We start from the raw sequence: 16594 nt of genomic DNA, 5'->3' as shown, positions 1-16594 counted from the left end.
GCGGCCTTAGTTCAGCCGCACTGGCATAGAGACTGCGGAAAAACTTGTAAGTGCCGGTCTTTGCAGGTTTATAGGCGCAAAACCGATCAAACCTGATTCCCGTTGGAACCCCCATGCGTCTTTCCAAGTTCTTTTTGCCGCTGTTGAAGGAAACTCCCAAGGAAGCAGAGATTGTTTCCCACCGCTTGATGTTGCGTGCCGGGATGGTACGCCAGCAATCAGCCGGCATTTATTCCTGGCTTCCGCTTGGCAAGATCGTGCTCGACAAGGTGTGCGCGATCATCCACGAGGAGCAAAAGCGCGCCGGGGCCAATGAAATCCTCATGCCGACCATCCAGCCTGCCGATTTGTGGCGCGAGAGCGGGCGCTACGACGATTACGGCAAGGAGATGCTGCGCATTCAGGACCGCCATGAGCGCGACATGCTGTTCGGGCCGACAAACGAGGAGATGGTGACGGAAATCTTCCGCTCCTATGTGCGCTCCTACAAGGATTTGCCGCTTAATCTGTATCACATCCAGTGGAAGTTCCGCGACGAGGTGCGCCCGCGTTTCGGCGTCATGCGCAGCAGGGAATTCCTGATGAAGGACGCCTATTCCTTCGACATGAACCAGGAGGGGGCGAGGGCGGCCTATCACCGCATGTTCGTTTCCTACCTTCGCACGTTCGAACGCATGGGACTGAAGGCCATTCCGATGCGTGCCGATACCGGACCGATCGGCGGCGATCTTTCGCACGAGTTCATCATTCTTGCCGATACCGGCGAAAGCCAGGTGTTCTGCGACAAGGCCTATCTTGAAATGCAGGCGCCCGATGAAGGCATCGACTATTGGGACGAGGCGGCAATGGCGAAAATCGTCAAGGATTTTACAACGCCCTATGCAGCCACCGACGAAATGCACGATGAAAGCGCCTATGAAGCGATTGGCGAAAAAGACCGGCTTTCGGCCCGCGGTATCGAAGTCGGCCACATCTTCTATTTCGGCACCAAGTATTCCGACCCCATGAATGCCAAGGTTCAGGGCCCCGATGGCCAGGAGCACACGGTCCACATGGGATCGTACGGCATCGGGCCGACCCGGCTGGTTGCAGCGATTATCGAGGCATTCCACGACGAGGACGGTATCAAGTGGCCCGAACCGGTGGCACCGTTTCACGTCGGCCTGATCAACATGAAACCGGGCGATGGCGCCTGTGATGAAATCTGCGAGAAGCTGTACAAGGCCATTGGCGCCAGCGGGCGTGACGTCCTCTACGATGATACGGACAACCGCGCCGGGGCGAAATTTGCCACCTTCGATCTGATCGGCGTGCCCTGGCAGGTGATCGCCGGGCCGCGCTCTGCCGCCGAAGGCAAGGTTGAAATCAAGAACCGTGCCGATGGCAGCCGCGATACGGTCAGTGTCGAGGAAGCCATCAACCGGTTTGGCGCCGCATGACGGCGCAAATGCAGCCATTGCTGGGCGAGCGGCTGGAGGCGCCCGGAAAGACAGGGCCGTTCTCCGCCTTCGAATGGATGCTTGCCGGGCGCTATCTGCGCTCCAGGCGCCGGGAGACCTTCATTTCCGTCATTTCCGGCTTTTCCTTTGTCGGCATAACGCTTGGGGTTGCCACACTAATCATCGTCATGGCGGTGATGAACGGATTCAGGGCCGAACTGCTTGACCGCATATTGGGGCTTAACGGGCATCTGATTGTCTCCCCCGTCGATGGCGAACTGACCGACTACGCAGCGGTTGCAGACCGGCTGAACGGCGTTGAGGGGGTCAAGCTCGCCGTGCCGCTGGTCGAGGGGCAGGCGCTGGTTTCCAGCGGGCAGGGAGGCTCCGGCGCGCTGGTGCGCGGGGTTCGCGAAGCCGACATCAAGCGCATCGAGTCGATTGCCGGAACGATACGGGCCGGGTCCCTGGACGGTTTTGATGCCGGAGAGGGGATTGCCATTGGAATCCGCATGGCAAACCAGCTCGGGCTGACAGTGGGCGATTTGCTGACGCTGATATCGCCGGAAGGCGATGTTACCCCGTTCGGCACCACACCGAGGGTCAAGGCCTATCCGGTCAATGCGATTTTCGAAGTCGGCATGAGCGAATATGATTCCACCTTCGTGTTCATGCCGTTGCCGGAAGCCCAGCTTTACTTCAACAGCGAAGGCACGGTGAGCGTCATCGAGCTCTTTGTCGAGCATCCGGACGAAGTGCAGTCGATGCGCCAGGCGGTGGAACAGGCCGCAGCCCGCCCGCTCTTCCTTACCGACTGGACCCAGCGCAATGCGACCTTTTTCTCCGCCCTTCAGGTGGAGCGCAATGTGATGTTCTTCATTTTAACGCTGATCGTGCTGGTCGCAGCGCTCAACATCATTTCCGGCCTGTTCATGCTGGTAAAGGACAAGGGGCGGGATATCGCCATTTTGCGCACCATGGGGGCAACGCGGGGCGCCATCATGCGGGTCTTTTTCCTGACGGGGGCGGCAATCGGTGTTTTCGGCACGATTGCCGGGGTCATTCTCGGCATCGTGGTGTGTCTCAACGTTGAATCGATCCGGCAGTTCTTTTCCTGGCTGTCGGGAACAACGCTGTTCAATCCGGAACTCTACTTTCTCAGCCAGTTGCCGGCGAAGATGGATCCCTGGGAGACCACCATGGTGATCGCCATGGCGCTGACACTGTCGTTCCTGGCAACGCTGTTTCCGGCATGGCGGGCAGCCCGGCTCGATCCTGTCGAAGCCCTGCGCTACGAATAGGGGGCATCATGGAACCTGTATTGCGGCTGGAAAAGGTCACGCGGATCTATACCGAAGCCCATGGCAAGCAGATCCGCGTGCTGGAGGATGCCTCCTTTTCCATTAAAGGCGGGCAGATCGTTTCCCTGGTGGCACCATCGGGCGCGGGAAAGTCGACCCTTCTGCATCTTGCCGGCCTGCTTGAGCGGCCGGGCTCCGGCGAAGTTCATATCGGCGGCAGGGCAACGGTGAAACTGCCCGACGAACAGCGCACGGCCCTGCGGCGCAATGACATCGGCTTCATCTATCAGTTCCATCACCTGCTGCCGGAGTTTTCGGCCCTGGAAAATCTGGTCATCCCGCAAATGCTGCGGGGCGTGGACCGGGAGGCAGCCAATGGCCGGGGAATGGAACTGCTTTCCTTCATGGGCCTTGAAGCGCGCGCCGATCACCGGCCATCGGAACTTTCCGGCGGCGAACAGCAGCGGGTGGCGATTGCAAGGGCGGTTGCCAACGGGCCGAAACTGCTGCTGGCGGACGAGCCGACCGGAAACCTCGATCCGGAGACGTCGGAGCGGGTTTTCTCGGTGCTCGACAGGCTGGTGCGCAGCACCGGACTTTCGGCACTGATCGCAACCCACAACCATGATCTTGCCCGCCGCATGGACCGGATCGTGACGCTGGAAGATGCCCGCGTGGTCGATTGCGAGCTGTAAGCTGCTGACGTCCAGCGCTCGCCCATCATCAGATTTCTGAACAATCCCGGTAAAGAGGCGGTTTTCGCAGCCCTTCAAATCTGATGGCTTGACTTAAGCAAGAAGAGAACATATAAGGAACATAGATTATACATAAAGCGAATATGGAGAGTGGAATGTACATTTCCCTGCGCGACATTGCCTCGTTTGCAACCATTTCCCTGTTTTTGGTGGCGATGTTCACCTGGGCCGACATTCTCCAGGCGGTCGCCTGATTGTGTTCAGGCAGGCCGGATCGGATCTGCCCCGGATCAGGGCTGTCCATGCGGTGATCGCATATGGGGCGGTGATCGCATATGGGCAATGGCCTGGATGAGAATTCCGTCATGCCTGTGTTCGTCACAGGCATCCATGCCCTTAACCCATCGGCGCAAAGACTCCTGGTGAAGGGCAGAAGCGACATATCTGTCCACTGACACGAAAACGGAATGGATCCCTTTGACAACGTACAAGAGTGGCGGGGTACAAGGGTGACGGGTTTTCATGGTGCCGCGATTATTTGCTCATAAGCGGCGGCTTTGTGCGCAGGCTGTCTGTGGATAGCGGTTATTGCCGAAAGGAAAACCCGCTGCGGCGGGCCAGCCGTCTTGCACAGGGCGGCAGATCGTGACCAGACTTGTTCCCTGCGAGGGAGCAGATTCGCGTGTCCAAAAAACAACAACTTCATGAACAGCTCGCCGCCGAAACGGCGGGACCCTCGGCAGCCGGACCAAAGCCGTCTGCCGGGCCGGCGCAGGCCACGGGTTCTGCACCTGCAGATGACACTTCCCAGAGCGGCGGCGGTGGAAAACCGCAAAAAAACGGCGACGGGTCTCCCAAATTCGTTCACCTGCATGCCCATTCGGCCTATTCCCTGCTTGAAGGGGCACTGCCGCTCAAAAAGCTGGTTGATCTTGCCGTTCGCGATCATCAGCCGGCGCTGGCTGTAACGGACCGCAACAATCTTTTCGGTGCCCTTGAGTTTTCAGAGGCTGCGGCCGCCAGGGGGCTGCAGCCCATCATGGGCATCAAGCTGGCAATCGATTTCGGCGCGTTTTGCGCGCCGCCAGACCACGGCAGGGCGAGTCTGGCGGAGGCTTTGCCCGCGCTTGTCCTTCTTGCCATGAACGAGACGGGATATGGCAATCTGGTCAAGCTGTCGAGCCAGGCCTTCCTGGGCGATCTTGCCGGGCTTTCAGATACGGGCAAGAAAGAAGGGGACAAGGGAGATGATACAACCGGCGAACCTGCCGATGGCGTGGCGCGGCTGCACAGTGATGGGGCGGCCGGCCGTGATGCGGTGCCCGGTCGTGATGCGGTGCAAAGCCCGGCTGCGCTGTCAGGTCCCCATGTCAGCCTTGAGGCCCTTTCGCGGCACGGCGATGGCGTTATCTGCCTGACCGCTGCCGGCGAGGGGCCGATAAACCGCCTGCTGGAGCGCGATGACCGCGATGGTGCGAAAGCACTGCTTGAACATCTCCATGGCATTTTCGGTGACCGGCTGTATGTCGAAGTTCAGCGTCACGGCAGCCGCGATGATCCGCGGGAGGGGCGCATCGAGCCGCATCTGGTAAGGCTTGCCTACGAGCTTGCCCTGCCGCTGGTGGCCACCAACCAGCCTTTTTTTGCGACCCGGGACGATTTCGAGGCCCATGATGCGCTGCGCTGTATCGCGGAAGGCGTTGTGGTGGCCGCAGACGACCGCATGCGGCTGACGCCGGAACATTATTTCAAAAGCCCGGACGAAATGGCGGCGCTGTTTGCCGATTTGCCGGAAGCGGTTGAAAATACTGTCGAGATCGCCCGGCGATGCCACTACCGCGCGCCCAGGCGTTCACCCATCCTGCCGCGTTTTGCCAAAGCGAATTCCGACAGCGAGGAAGCCCAGATCAAGGCCGAGGCCGAACTGCTGTGCCGCCAGGCGGAGGAGGGGCTTGACGAACGCTTCAAGCTCTTTGAGCCGGCCGAGGGATTTAGCCGTGAGGACTACGACAAACGCCTTGCCCACGAATTGTCGATCATCGAGCAGATGGGGTTCCCCGGATACTTCCTGATCGTTGCCGATTTCATCGGCTGGGCGAAGTCGAGAAAAATACCGGTCGGCCCGGGCAGGGGATCGGGGCCGGTTCGCTGGTTGCCTGGGCGCTTGCGATCACCGACATCGACCCGATGCGTTTCTCGCTGCTGTTTGAGCGGTTTCTCAACCCCGAGCGGGTTTCCATGCCCGATTTCGACATCGATTTCTGCCAGGAGCGGCGCGAAGAGGTTATCCGCTATGTGCAGGAAAAATACGGCAGCGACCAGGTGGCCCAGATCATCACCTTCGGAACGCTGCAGGCGCGCGCTGTATTGCGCGATGTGGGCCGTGTGCTGCAGATGCCCTATGGCCAGGTCGACCGCATCGCCAAGCTGGTGCCGGCAAATCCGGCCAATCCTGTAACCCTGCGCCAGGCCATCGACAGCGAACCCAGGCTGCAGGACGCTGCAAGGGACGAGGAGGTCGTCGCCCGCCTGTTCGACATATCAATGCGGCTTGAAGGCCTGTACCGGCATGCCTCGACCCATGCTGCGGGCATCGTCATCGGCGACCGCAGGCTGGACGAACTGGTGCCGCTCTACCGCGATCCGCGTTCCGACATGCCGGTTACCCAGTTCAACATGAAATGGGTGGAGCAGGCCGGCCTGGTCAAATTCGATTTTCTCGGACTGAAGACGCTGAGCGTGCTTGAAAGGGCGGTTGAACTCGTTGCCGAGTGCGGCGTTGAAAAAATCAACCTGCTGGAAGTGCCGCTGGACGACACGGAAACCTACGCCATGCTGACCCGTGGCGAGACCATCGGGATTTTCCAGCTGGAAAGTGCAGGCATGCGCAAGGCGCTGATCGGCATGAAGCCGGACCGGTTTGAGGATATCATCGCCCTGGTGGCGCTATACCGGCCCGGCCCGATGGAAAACATTCCGGTCTACAATGCGCGCAAGAATGGCGAAGAACAGATCGCCTCGATCCATCCGAAGATCGACCCTCTGGTATCGGAGACGCAGGGCGTCATCGTCTATCAGGAACAGGTGATGCAGATCGCCCAGGAACTGGCCGGTTACAGCCTTGGCGAAGCCGATGTGCTGCGCCGCGCCATGGGCAAGAAAATCCGGTCGGAAATGGACAAGCAGCGTGGCGTCTTCGTCAATGGTGCCTGTGAACGCGGGCTTTCCAAGCCCCAGGCCAACCAGATTTTCGACCTGCTGGCGAAGTTTGCCGATTACGGGTTCAACAAGTCACATGCCGCAGCCTATGCCCTGGTGTCCTACCACACGGCCTATATGAAGGCCCACCATCCGGTGGAATTTCTGGCCGCCTCCATGCAGTTCGACATGGGCAATACCGACAAGCTGGCGATCTTCCGGCAGGAAGCACGCGATCTCGGCATCGAGGTCGTGGCGCCCTGCGTGCAGACCTGCAGCGCGCAGTTTACCGTGCGCGAGGGTAAAATCCATTATGCGCTCGCTGCCATCAAGGGCGTCGGGGAGGCTGCCGTCGACCACATTGTCAGCGAGCGGGAAGAAAACGGGCCGTTCGCCTCTCTGGCCGACCTGTTCAGCCGCATCGACATCCGTTTCGTCAACAAACGCACCATCGAGAGCCTTATCTGTGCGGGTGCGTTCGATTGCTTTGGCGCCAGCCGCGAGCAGCTGCTGGCGGGCATCGACCGGCTGACGGCCCATTCCCAGCGCATTGCCCAGAACCGCGCCACCGGCCAGGACGACATGTTCGGTGCGCTGCCGGGCGATCAGGAAACCATCGAACTTCCGGCCGTCAAACCCTGGATGCAGGCAGAAAAACTGCAGCGCGAATTGCAGGCCATGGGATTTTATCTTTCCGCTCATCCGCTCGATGAATACCGCGAGTTGATGCACAAGAGCCGCATTCAGCTTTATTCCGATTTCGAAGAATCGGTGCGCGCCGGCGCAAGCGCGGGGCGGCTGGCGGGCACGGTGACCGGGCGTCAGGAGCGCAAGACGCGAACCGGACGGCGAATGGGCATCGTGACTCTGTCCGATCCTTCCGGCCAGTATGAAGCCCTGTTGTTCGATGAAGGCCTGCAGCGATACCGTGAATTGCTGGAGCCGGGCCAGTCGGTCATTCTTCTGGTCAATGCGGACATTCGCGAGGAGGGCATATCCATCCGCGTGCAGAGCGTTCAGTCGCTGGAGGCGGAGGCCATGCGGGAGACGCGAAACCTGCGCATATTCCTGCGCGATGACATGGCAGTACCGAGCATTCAAAGCCTGTTGAGCGGAAGTTCTGCGCCGCCGCGGGGTGATGGCAGCGTTTCGGTGGTGGTGGTCGACGGCAATGGCGGAATGGAGGTCGAAATGCAGTTGCCGGCGCGGCTGAAAATCACGCCGCAATACGCCAATGCCATCAAGTCGGTACAGGGCGTATTACAGGTTGAGGTGACGTAACAAATTAAATTTCTTGCGGTTTGCGGTGTCATTTGCTGCAATTGCACCTGCTGGGGGCTCAGCGGAACAGATCGGACGCGATGCTGAAGATTCAGATCACGGGCACCGGCTTTCATGCACCGGAAAAGATCGAGACGGCGGGGGAACTGGCGCCCCGCCTGGGGGTCAGTGAAGAATGGGCAAGTGGTGTCGGCGTGGCACAGCGGCGGATTGCCGAACAAACCATGCCGCAAATGGCCGCCATCGCCGCCCGCGAGGCGCTCGGCAATGGCCCGCCACCGGATCTGCTGATCAACGCTTCGCTCACGCCCGTGCAGCTGATCCCCGACTCCTCCGTCTTCATTCTCGATGAACTGGGCTATGACGACATTCCCGGATATTCCATCCACGCAACCTGTCTTTCTTTTCTGGTGGCGCTGAACAATGCCGCCAGCCTGATCCATAGCGGTGCCTATAAACGCATCCTTATCGTCAGCTCGGAAATCGGCAGTGTGAGCCGCGATTTCGGCCAGCCGGAAAGCGCCATGCTGATCGGCGATGGCGCGGCGGCGGCGGTTGTGGAGCCTGCCATGGAAGGGTCTGACAGCGCCTGGCTCGGCTTTGCCATGCAGACCTGGCCGGAGGGGGCCTTTTTCACCGAAATCAGGGGCGCTGGGACGCGCCGCCATCCCAACGGTCCGCTGGCCTGCAGAAGCGATAATCTGTTTCAGATGGAGGGGGCAAAGGTTTTCCGGCTATCGCTGCAGAAGATACCGCCCATGTTCAGCGAGTTTCTCAATCGCCAGGGTATCGGTGTGGACGATATCGATCTGTTCATCCCGCACCAGGCCTCCGGACACGGGATGAAAACCTATGAAAGGCTTGGCTTTCCGGCCGCAAAGATCGTCAACATCATCAATGAATACGGCAATTGCATTGCTGCTTCCCTGCCGATGGCGCTCGACCGGGCCCTCAAAGCCCAGCGTATCAAGCGCGGCGATCTGGTCATGTTTTTCGGCATGGGGGCCGGCATGAGCACCGCAACAGCTCTGATGCGGTGGTGACGGCTAGAAGCGTGTCCGGTTTAAATGGAAGCAGTTTGCATGGATGGATTTTTCGCCTCCGGCAAGGAGAACACCGCAGCGCGGTGCCTTGCCACCTCGCGAGGATTTCGACGAAGCCAGAACGCAAAAGACACCACAGCCGGGCACTTGACATCATGAATGTATCGGGTTTTCTGCAATCGTTTGAACCTGGTTCCCGGGCCCTCGGACCGCGTTGCAAAACGCTGACAGTGCCTGCACTGCGTCGCATTTTCCTCCTTGCCGAAGACCAAACTCCCGGCGCTCAAACGATTCCATTTAAGCCGGACACGCTCTAACGGATGGATACCCTCTTCAAACGGCTGTACCGGACAAACCGGGTTTTGGGATCGGTGTTCGGTTACAGGGTGCGACCGTGGATAGCCAGTGGTGCGCTGGTTTCGGTGCGTTCGCTTGTCAGCGCCTCAATGGCACTGGACAGGCTTTTTTATCCCCAATTGCGCCGGGTACAGGTCGAAAGCCCGGTGATCATTGTCGGTAATCCGCGCAACGGAACAACATTTCTGCAGCGTTTCCTGTGTGAAAACGGCGTGGGGGCAGGGCTTGAACTGCACCGCATGCTCTATCCCTCGCTGATCTTGCAAAAGGCAGTCAAACCCGTCCTGCCGGCACTGGAACGCCTGTCGCCGGCCAGGTTCCACGATGGGGATGTTCACGAAACCGATCTGACGGCGGTGGAAACCGAGGATGCCGGCCTGTTCTTTCGCCATGTGGATGGCTTTTTCCTCTATGGTTTTTTGCTCGCCTTTGACGAAGACGATATGTTTGATGCCTTTGATCCGAAAAAAACGGACCGGGCAGGGCGGGATTTCGACTGGCTGGATGCGTTGTGGCGAAGGAACCTTCTTGCCAGTGGTGCAGACCGGGTGGTGGGGAAGATTTTCAGCCTGGGCGCAAGGCTGCCGGCATTCATCGAAAAGTATCCCGACGCCCGTATCTTGTATCTTGCCCGGCAGCCGGAAGACGCCATTCCCTCCAATATGAGCCTGATCACCGGCGTTCTGGACCGGGCATTCGGCTTCTGGGCATTGCCCGAAGCGGTGCGCGAGCGGTATCTGGACCGGCTTTACAAGGCGCTTGTCCAGTCCCTGCAGCGCTTTCACGATGATTATGCCAGCGGCAGGGTCGGGCAGCAAAACGTGCATATCGTTCAGTATGACCGCCTGATGACGGATTTTGAGAACACGATGGACGGTATCTTCCGGTTCATTGGGCACGAGGCCGATGACACCCTGCAGCAGGCGCTGGAAAGGCAGGGTGCCCATCAGCGCACGCGCAGGAGCCGGCACCAATACGATCCCGCCATGTTCGGTCTTGACCGTGAACAGATTCGCCGGGACTGCGCGTTCTTTTACGACGCCTTTCTCTAGAGCGTGTCCTGGTTAGCTGGAAGCAGTTTGAATGGATGGATTTTTCGTGCCTGGCAAGGAGAATACCGCTGAGCGATGCGATGGCATCGGACGAGGATTTGGACGAAGCCAGCGCGCAAAAGACACCACAGCCGGTGCAATACCATGTTGAACACCCTTTTGTTCTGCAATCGCCTGAATCTGGTTCCCGGGCCTTCGGGCTGCGTTGCAAAACGCTGACAGTACCTGCACTGCTGCGCTTTTTGCGCCTTGCCGAAGACCAAACTCCCGGCGCTCAAACGAACCCATCCAACCAGGACACGCTCTAGGGTCAGGACTGTAGTGGCGTGCCACAGCGGATTTGCGGTTGCTCTTGCGCCGGGCATCATAATCGTCTATAGGCCCGCCCATTCCACACGCAGGTTTGCGCGACTGGCCCCAGCCTCCGGCTTCTTCAAGCATGGCATTGTCAGATGAGCGTACCGGTGACCTGGTTTTTTCAGCATTGTGCGAAAAGACCGGTTCATGGCCTGCGGAGGTTCAACCGGTAAAGGAGACAAATCATGGCGCTGCCCGAGTTCAGCCTTCGCCAGCTATTGGAAGCTGGCGCCCACTTCGGCCACAATACACATCGCTGGAACCCGAAAATGGACCGTTACATTTTCGGCAAGCGTAACAACGTGCATATCATTGACCTGGCACAGTCGGTGCCGCTGCTGCATCAGGCACTCAAGATCGTGTCCGACACGGTGGCCAATGGCGGCAGGGTGCTGTTCGTCGGTACCAAGCGCCAGGCCTCCGACATGATTTCGGAATCAGCCAAGAAATCCGCCCAGTATTATGTCAATCACCGCTGGCTCGGCGGCACGCTGACCAACTGGAACACGATTTCCAACTCGATCAAGCGGCTGCGCAAGCTGGAAGAAATGCTGGCAGGCGCTGAAGCCGAACATCTGACCAAGAAGGAGCGCTTGATGCTGTCGCGTGAACACGACAAGCTGGAGCGCGCGCTTGGCGGCATCAAGGACATGGGCGGAACGCCGGACCTGATGTTCGTTATCGATACCAACAAGGAAAAGAACGCCGTCGACGAAGCGCGCCGGCTGAAAATTCCTGTCGTTGCCGTTCTCGACACCAATTGCGATCCCGACATGGTCGACCACCCGATCCCGGGCAATGATGATGCCTCGCGCGCCATTGCGCTTTACTGCGATCTGATCGCCAAGGCGGCCCTTGACGGCATTGCCCGCCAGCAGGGATCTGCCGGGGTTGATATCGGCGCCATGGCTGAAGCACCGGTTGAGGAAGCCGTTGCTGCAGCGCCCGCTGGCGAAGCTGCTGCTCCAGCTACAGAAGCTCCTGCCGCAGCCGCTGAAGCGCCGGTGGCGGAAGAAAAGCCCGCTGAAGAAAAACCTGCAGCAGAGGAGAAAGCCGCCGAGAAGGCTGCCGACGAAAAGCCTGCAAAAGAAAAAGCGGCTGCTGAAGAAGCACCGGCCGACGGCGGAGAAGCTGCTGCCGCGCCGCTGTTTTCAGCGCCTGAAGGCGAAGGCGATGATCTTACCAGGATCAAGGGCATCGGCCCGGTCGCCATGGGGCAGCTCAACGAACAGGGCGTTACCACCTTTGCCCAGATTGCAGCGCTCAGCGATGACGATGTAAAACGCATTGATGACGCGATGCCGTTCTCGGCCGACCAGATTTCCGACTGGCGCAGCCAGGCTGCCGAAATCGTCAAGGGCTAAAGCGCCCGGACGGCCCGGACCCGGCTGCTATTGCGGCCGGGCGCCGTAAACACCATATGGCGGCGAAAGCCGCAAATGCTGCGGCAGCACTGCTGTCACAAAAACCTGCCAGTTCCGTCACAATGTGCATTCTCACAGAATGCCAGACGGTTGGCATGGCAAGGAAGGACAAGAAGATGACCATTACCGCTTCCCTGGTAAAAGAACTGCGTGAGAAGTCCGGCGCCGGCATGATGGACTGCAAGACTGCGCTGACCGAGAACAATGGCGATATTGAAGCTGCGATGGACTGGCTGCGCTCGAAGGGCATAGCCAAGGCCGAGAAGAAATCCGGCCGGGTTGCAGCCGAAGGCCTGATCGGCATGGCCCAGGGTGATGCTGCCGCCGTGCTGGTGGAAGTCAACTCCGAAACCGACTTCGTTGCCAAGAACGAACAGTTCCAGGACATTGTCCGCAGAACCGCTGAAACGGCACTTGGCACCGATGGATCGGTGGAAGCCATTTCCGCTGCGCAGATTGCCGGTGGCGAGAAGTCGGTCGCTGACACGCTGACGGATGCGATTGCAACCATCGGCGAAAACATGACCCTGCGCCGGGCAGCCAGGCTGTCGGTCGACAAGGGCGTGGTTGCGACCTACATGCACAACGCCGCCGGTGAGGGGCTTGGAAAGATCGGTGTTCTGGTAGCGCTGGAATCTGAAGGCGATCCTGCTGCGCTTGCGGCCATCGGCAAGCAGGTTGCCATGCATGTTGCTGCTACCAACCCGCTGGCCGCCACGAAGGAAGAGATTCCGGCCGATGTGGCCGATCGTGAACGCGCCATCTATACCGAGCAGGCTGCTGAATCCGGCAAGCCGGCTGAAATCATCGAGAAGATGGTGGAAGGCCGCATGCGCAAGTTCTTCGAGGAAAGCGTTCTTTTGTCCCAGACCTTCGTCATCGACGGCGAAACCAAGGTCGAGCAGGCGATCAAGAACGCCGAGAAGGATGCCGGCGCACCGATCGCGCTCAAGGGCTTTGTCCGCATGGCGCTGGGCGAAGGCATCGACAAAAAGGAAGACGACTTCGCAGCCGAAGTCGCTTCGATGGCAAAGAACTGACCTGATCGCATTTGCGAACGGGATAATGAAGGGCGCTTCGTGACAACGGGGCGCCCTTCGTGTATCGCAGGACAGCATCAATTCCGGGATGATTCACATACATGGCAAAGTCGGAAAAGCGCGCATCGGGTCCGAAAGGCGGGGCGAAACCGCGGTATGAACGCGTGCTGTTCAAGGTTTCGGGCGAGGCGCTGATGGGCAGCCAGTCCTTTGGCATTGATCCGGCGATGACGGCACGCATTGCAGGCGATGTGAAAGAGGCCGTTCAGCTCGGCGTAGGCGTTGCGATCGTTGTCGGTGGCGGCAACATCTTTCGCGGTATTGCGCTGGCTGCAAAGGGCGCAGACCGGGTAACCGGCGATCACATGGGCATGCTGGCAACGGTGATGAACGCCAAGGCACTGAAAATGGCGCTCGATGATGCAGGGCTCGATGCCGTCGTGCTGAGTGCCGTGGAGATGCCGGAGTTCTGTGAAACCTTCACCCAAAGGGGATTGGAATCCCATTTGGAAGCAGGCCGTGTGGTGGTCTTCGCCGGCGGTACCGGCAATCCGTTTTTTACCACCGATACGGCCGCTGCCCTGAGGGCAAGCGAAATGCGCGCCGATGCCCTGTTCAAGGGTACCCAGGTGGATGGGGTCTATTCTGCTGATCCCAAGACCGATGAGGATGCCCAACGGTTCGACACGATCTCACACGATGACGTGCTGGCACGGGGGCTGAAGGTGATGGATCAGGCGGCGGTTGCCCTTGCCAGAAACGCCGATATTCCGATTGTGGTTTTTTCCCTGCAAGAGCCAGGCGAACTTGCTCGCATATTGCAAGGAAAAGGCCGCTGCACTACGGTCACGAATTGATGGAATAACCTGTACCGGACCTTAATCATTGTCCGGTGAAAACAGCAGGTTGCAAGGTCCATCCGGGTTTTGTTTCGGCAATCGGGCAGGCTGGTTTTGGGCCCGAATTGCACCAGTAGAAGGAAAGCGTGGCAATGTCTGAGGACGCAATCGATTTCAACGATATCAACAAGCGGATGGAAGGTGCGATTTCCTCGCTGAAGAATGACCTTGCCGGATTGCGCACGGGCCGCGCTTCAGCAAGCCTTCTCGATCCGGTCATGGTTGAGGCCTATGGCCAGTCCATGCCGATCAACCAGGTCGGTACCGTCAACGTGCCGGAAGCGCGCATGGTGTCGGTACAGGTATGGGACAAGTCCATGGTTGGTGCAGTGGAAAAGGCGATCCGGGAGGCGGGACTGGGCCTTAATCCCGTCGTCGACGGACAAAACCTTCGCATTCCGCTGCCTGAACTCAATGAGGAACGCCGCCGCGAACTGGTCAAAGTTGCGCATCAGTATGCGGAAAACGCCAAGGTTGCCATCCGCCATGTCCGCCGCGACGGCATGGAAGCGGTAAAGAAGGCGGAGAAGGATGGCGATATCGGCAAGGATGATGCCCATGTGCTTTCCGACAAGGTGCAAAAGCTGACGGACGAAATGGTCGGCAAGGTCGATGAGGCCATCGCCCAGAAGGAAACCGAAATCATGCAGGTCTGACGGCCTGTCTTCGGGCTTGGGGCTTCACGGGATATGAGGCGAACAAAACATGCGGGGAACGCAAAGCCAACAAGCCGGTAGCGCTTTGCAGCAGCCACCCCGTCATCTTGCAATCATCATGGATGGGAATGGCCGCTGGGCGCGAAAGCGCGGCCTGCCGCGCCATCACGGGCACCGCAAGGGCGTTGAGGCAGTGCGCACCATCGTCAAGGCTGCACGCGAACTGGGCATCGCCTATCTGACGCTCTATTCCTTCTCGACCGAGAACTGGTCACGGCCGAGGGATGAGATCAACGAACTTTTCAAGCTGCTGAGAATTTTCATCCGCCGCGATCTTGCCGAACTGCACCAGAACAATGTTCAGATACGGGTCATCGGCGAACGGCAAAATGTTCCCGATGATATCCTGAGCCTTCTCGATGAGGCCGAAAACCTGACCTGCAACAATACCGCGCAGACCCTGATCATCGCCTTTAATTACGGCGCCCGCCAGGAAATCGTGCAGGCGGTACGCGATATTGCGGCCCAGGTTAAGCGCGGCGAACTGGACGTCGAAGCAATCGACGAAACCTTGCTCGATTCGTCCCTGTTTACCGCCGGCATTCCCGACCCCGATCTGATTTTGCGCACAGCCGGCGAAAAGCGGCTTTCCAACTTTCTGCTGTGGCAATCTTCCTATTCTGAGTTTGTTTTCGTTGACAAAGAATGGCCGGACATGAACGCTGAAGATCTGGCTGCGGCGCTGGAGGAGTTTGCCGCCCGTCAGCGCAAGTATGGGGGGCTTGCGGAGGGCAGCGGCGAGGAAACGGCGGTCCGCAACTAGCTGGCGCATTGGGGTGTCGGCCGAACCGGCAATGCCGCGATGCGCAAACAAAGCGGGGGAGAATGGACGAAAACAGCAAGGTTTCCGGCTGGGGACGGTATTCCGACCTTCCGCTGCGCATCGTTTCGGCAGCCCTGCTGGCCGGTTTTTCCGTCTGGTGCACCTGGATTGGCGGCAAAACGTTTTTGTTGCTGGCGGTCGTTTTTTCGGCACTGATTTTCTGGGAATTCAGGAACATGGTGAAACAGGAGCTGCCGCTGCGGGTTGCCGCAGGCGCAGCCGTTCTGCTGGTGCTGTTATACGCCAGCTATCTGGTGGGGCGCCCGGGCAATGGCATTTTTCTGGTCGCCGGCGGCGCCGTGCTGATCGCACTGTGGGAATTTGTCATCCGCCGCACCATCTGGGGCAGCGTGGCGGTGGTTTACGCAGGGTTTCCCTTCATCGCCCTGGTTGACATGCGCGCTGGCGAGAATGGTTTTTTCATCATTTTGTTTGTTTTTGCCTGTGTGTGGGGTGCCGACAGCTTTGCCTATTTTGCCGGCAAGGGGATTGGCGGGCCGAAGCTTGCACCGGCCATCTCGCCGAAAAAGACCTGGTCGGGGTTTGCCGGCGGTCTTGCCGGCGCCATGGCGGTTTCCGCCGTGCTGGTTTTTGCGTTCGGCTTTACGCCCGGATGGGCTGCTCTTTTACTGGCGCTGGTGCTTTCGCTTGCCTCGCAGGCAGGCGACCTGTTCGAATCCTGGGTCAAGCGGCGTTTCGATCTTAAGGACTCCGGCAATCTAATTCCCGGTCATGGCGGTGTGCTTGACCGGATCGACGGTTTCATCTTCGCCATAGCACTTGCCTGGACCATCGCCGTTCTGCTGGCGCCGGCCGGCCTTCGCTCCGATCCGCTGACAGCCGGTTTTGCGCAGACATTCTTCAGTTTGCCACGTTGACGCCAGAATGGGTCTTCACTAGATCATCGGGCAACCCGCCCCATTGGCGAACTTGCCTTTCTCACCGCCGTTTTTCCGGCCGCTACGGTTT

The 16594-nt window shown here is 59.2% G+C and carries 12 protein-coding genes and 1 pseudogene; all 13 read left to right on the top strand.

Translation table 11 applies throughout. The features are described 5' to 3' along the window. Nucleotides 1-113: 113 nt before the first annotated feature. The 13 genes and pseudogenes from proS (at nucleotide 114) to BVL55_RS07725 (ending at nucleotide 16503) form a co-directional block, all read left to right on the top strand. Nucleotides 114-1439 (top strand): proline--tRNA ligase, encoded by a 1326-nt coding sequence (gene proS, locus BVL55_RS07795; RefSeq protein WP_075996407.1) that lies wholly within the window; start codon nucleotides 114-116, stop codon nucleotides 1437-1439. Beyond that, nucleotides 1436-2740, top strand: coding sequence for a lipoprotein-releasing ABC transporter permease subunit (locus BVL55_RS07790; protein ID WP_075996406.1), 1305 nt, complete (start codon nucleotides 1436-1438; stop codon nucleotides 2738-2740). The genes proS and BVL55_RS07790 overlap by 4 nt, the downstream gene beginning before the upstream one ends. Nucleotides 2741-2748: 8 nt before the next feature. Next, entirely contained in the window at nucleotides 2749-3435 is a 687-nt protein-coding gene (locus BVL55_RS07785; RefSeq protein WP_075996405.1) for an ABC transporter ATP-binding protein, read from the top strand. A gap of 892 nt (nucleotides 3436-4327) precedes the next feature. Further along, nucleotides 4328-7914 (top strand): annotated as a pseudogene (dnaE, locus tag BVL55_RS07770) (DNA polymerase III subunit alpha). Nucleotides 7915-7994: 80 nt separating this feature from the next. Next, nucleotides 7995-8957: a 3-oxoacyl-ACP synthase III family protein gene (locus tag BVL55_RS07765; RefSeq protein WP_075996404.1), complete on the top strand. Its 963-nt coding sequence runs from the start codon at nucleotides 7995-7997 to the stop codon at nucleotides 8955-8957. A 320-nt stretch (nucleotides 8958-9277) separates the two neighbouring features. Further along, nucleotides 9278-10366 (top strand): sulfotransferase, encoded by a 1089-nt coding sequence (locus tag BVL55_RS07760; protein ID WP_075996403.1) that lies wholly within the window; start codon nucleotides 9278-9280, stop codon nucleotides 10364-10366. Nucleotides 10367-10446: 80 nt separating this feature from the next. Further along, complete coding sequence (locus tag BVL55_RS07755; protein WP_075996402.1) at nucleotides 10447-10674, top strand: hypothetical protein; 228 nt, start codon at nucleotides 10447-10449, stop codon at nucleotides 10672-10674. 234 nt (nucleotides 10675-10908) lie between these two features. Beyond that, the gene (gene rpsB / locus BVL55_RS07750) at nucleotides 10909-12087 is read left to right on the top strand and encodes a 30S ribosomal protein S2 (protein WP_075996401.1); all 1179 of its coding nucleotides are present in this window, start codon (nucleotides 10909-10911) and stop codon (nucleotides 12085-12087) included. Between the two features lie 176 nt (nucleotides 12088-12263). Next, a complete protein-coding gene (tsf, locus tag BVL55_RS07745) occupies nucleotides 12264-13187 on the top strand; it encodes a translation elongation factor Ts (protein WP_075998012.1) in 924 nt (307 codons plus the stop codon). A 101-nt stretch (nucleotides 13188-13288) separates the two neighbouring features. Further along, the gene (pyrH, locus tag BVL55_RS07740) at nucleotides 13289-14044 is read left to right on the top strand and encodes a UMP kinase (protein ID WP_075996400.1); all 756 of its coding nucleotides are present in this window, start codon (nucleotides 13289-13291) and stop codon (nucleotides 14042-14044) included. A gap of 134 nt (nucleotides 14045-14178) precedes the next feature. Continuing rightward, complete coding sequence (frr, locus tag BVL55_RS07735; protein ID WP_075996399.1) at nucleotides 14179-14742, top strand: ribosome recycling factor; 564 nt, start codon at nucleotides 14179-14181, stop codon at nucleotides 14740-14742. Between the two features lie 49 nt (nucleotides 14743-14791). Further along, a complete protein-coding gene (locus BVL55_RS07730; RefSeq protein WP_075996398.1) occupies nucleotides 14792-15565 on the top strand; it encodes an isoprenyl transferase in 774 nt (257 codons plus the stop codon). A 62-nt stretch (nucleotides 15566-15627) separates the two neighbouring features. Further along, nucleotides 15628-16503: a phosphatidate cytidylyltransferase gene (locus BVL55_RS07725; RefSeq protein WP_075996397.1), complete on the top strand. Its 876-nt coding sequence runs from the start codon at nucleotides 15628-15630 to the stop codon at nucleotides 16501-16503. Nucleotides 16504-16594: the final 91 nt, after the last annotated feature.

The organism is Salaquimonas pukyongi (genome assembly GCF_001953055.1).
GTDB lineage: Bacteria > Pseudomonadota > Alphaproteobacteria > Rhizobiales > Rhizobiaceae > Salaquimonas > Salaquimonas pukyongi.
Note: the sequence above shows the minus strand (reverse complement) of the source record. Positions and strands in the feature narration are given on the sequence as shown.

Excerpts from the sequence above, each read along its gene's own strand:
- proS (WP_075996407.1), top strand. The coding sequence starts at position 114 with ATGCGTCTTTCCAAGTTCTTTTTGCCGCTGTTGAAGGAAACTCCCAAG.
- BVL55_RS07790 (WP_075996406.1), top strand. The coding sequence starts at position 1,436 with ATGACGGCGCAAATGCAGCCATTGCTGGGCGAGCGGCTGGAGGCGCCC.
- BVL55_RS07785 (WP_075996405.1), top strand. The coding sequence starts at position 2,749 with ATGGAACCTGTATTGCGGCTGGAAAAGGTCACGCGGATCTATACCGAA.
- BVL55_RS07765 (WP_075996404.1), top strand. The coding sequence starts at position 7,995 with ATGCTGAAGATTCAGATCACGGGCACCGGCTTTCATGCACCGGAAAAG.
- BVL55_RS07760 (WP_075996403.1), top strand. The coding sequence starts at position 9,278 with ATGGATACCCTCTTCAAACGGCTGTACCGGACAAACCGGGTTTTGGGA.
- BVL55_RS07755 (WP_075996402.1), top strand. The coding sequence starts at position 10,447 with ATGGCATCGGACGAGGATTTGGACGAAGCCAGCGCGCAAAAGACACCA.
- rpsB (WP_075996401.1), top strand. The coding sequence starts at position 10,909 with ATGGCGCTGCCCGAGTTCAGCCTTCGCCAGCTATTGGAAGCTGGCGCC.
- tsf (WP_075998012.1), top strand. The coding sequence starts at position 12,264 with ATGACCATTACCGCTTCCCTGGTAAAAGAACTGCGTGAGAAGTCCGGC.
- pyrH (WP_075996400.1), top strand. The coding sequence starts at position 13,289 with ATGGCAAAGTCGGAAAAGCGCGCATCGGGTCCGAAAGGCGGGGCGAAA.
- frr (WP_075996399.1), top strand. The coding sequence starts at position 14,179 with ATGTCTGAGGACGCAATCGATTTCAACGATATCAACAAGCGGATGGAA.
- BVL55_RS07730 (WP_075996398.1), top strand. The coding sequence starts at position 14,792 with ATGCGGGGAACGCAAAGCCAACAAGCCGGTAGCGCTTTGCAGCAGCCA.
- BVL55_RS07725 (WP_075996397.1), top strand. The coding sequence starts at position 15,628 with ATGGACGAAAACAGCAAGGTTTCCGGCTGGGGACGGTATTCCGACCTT.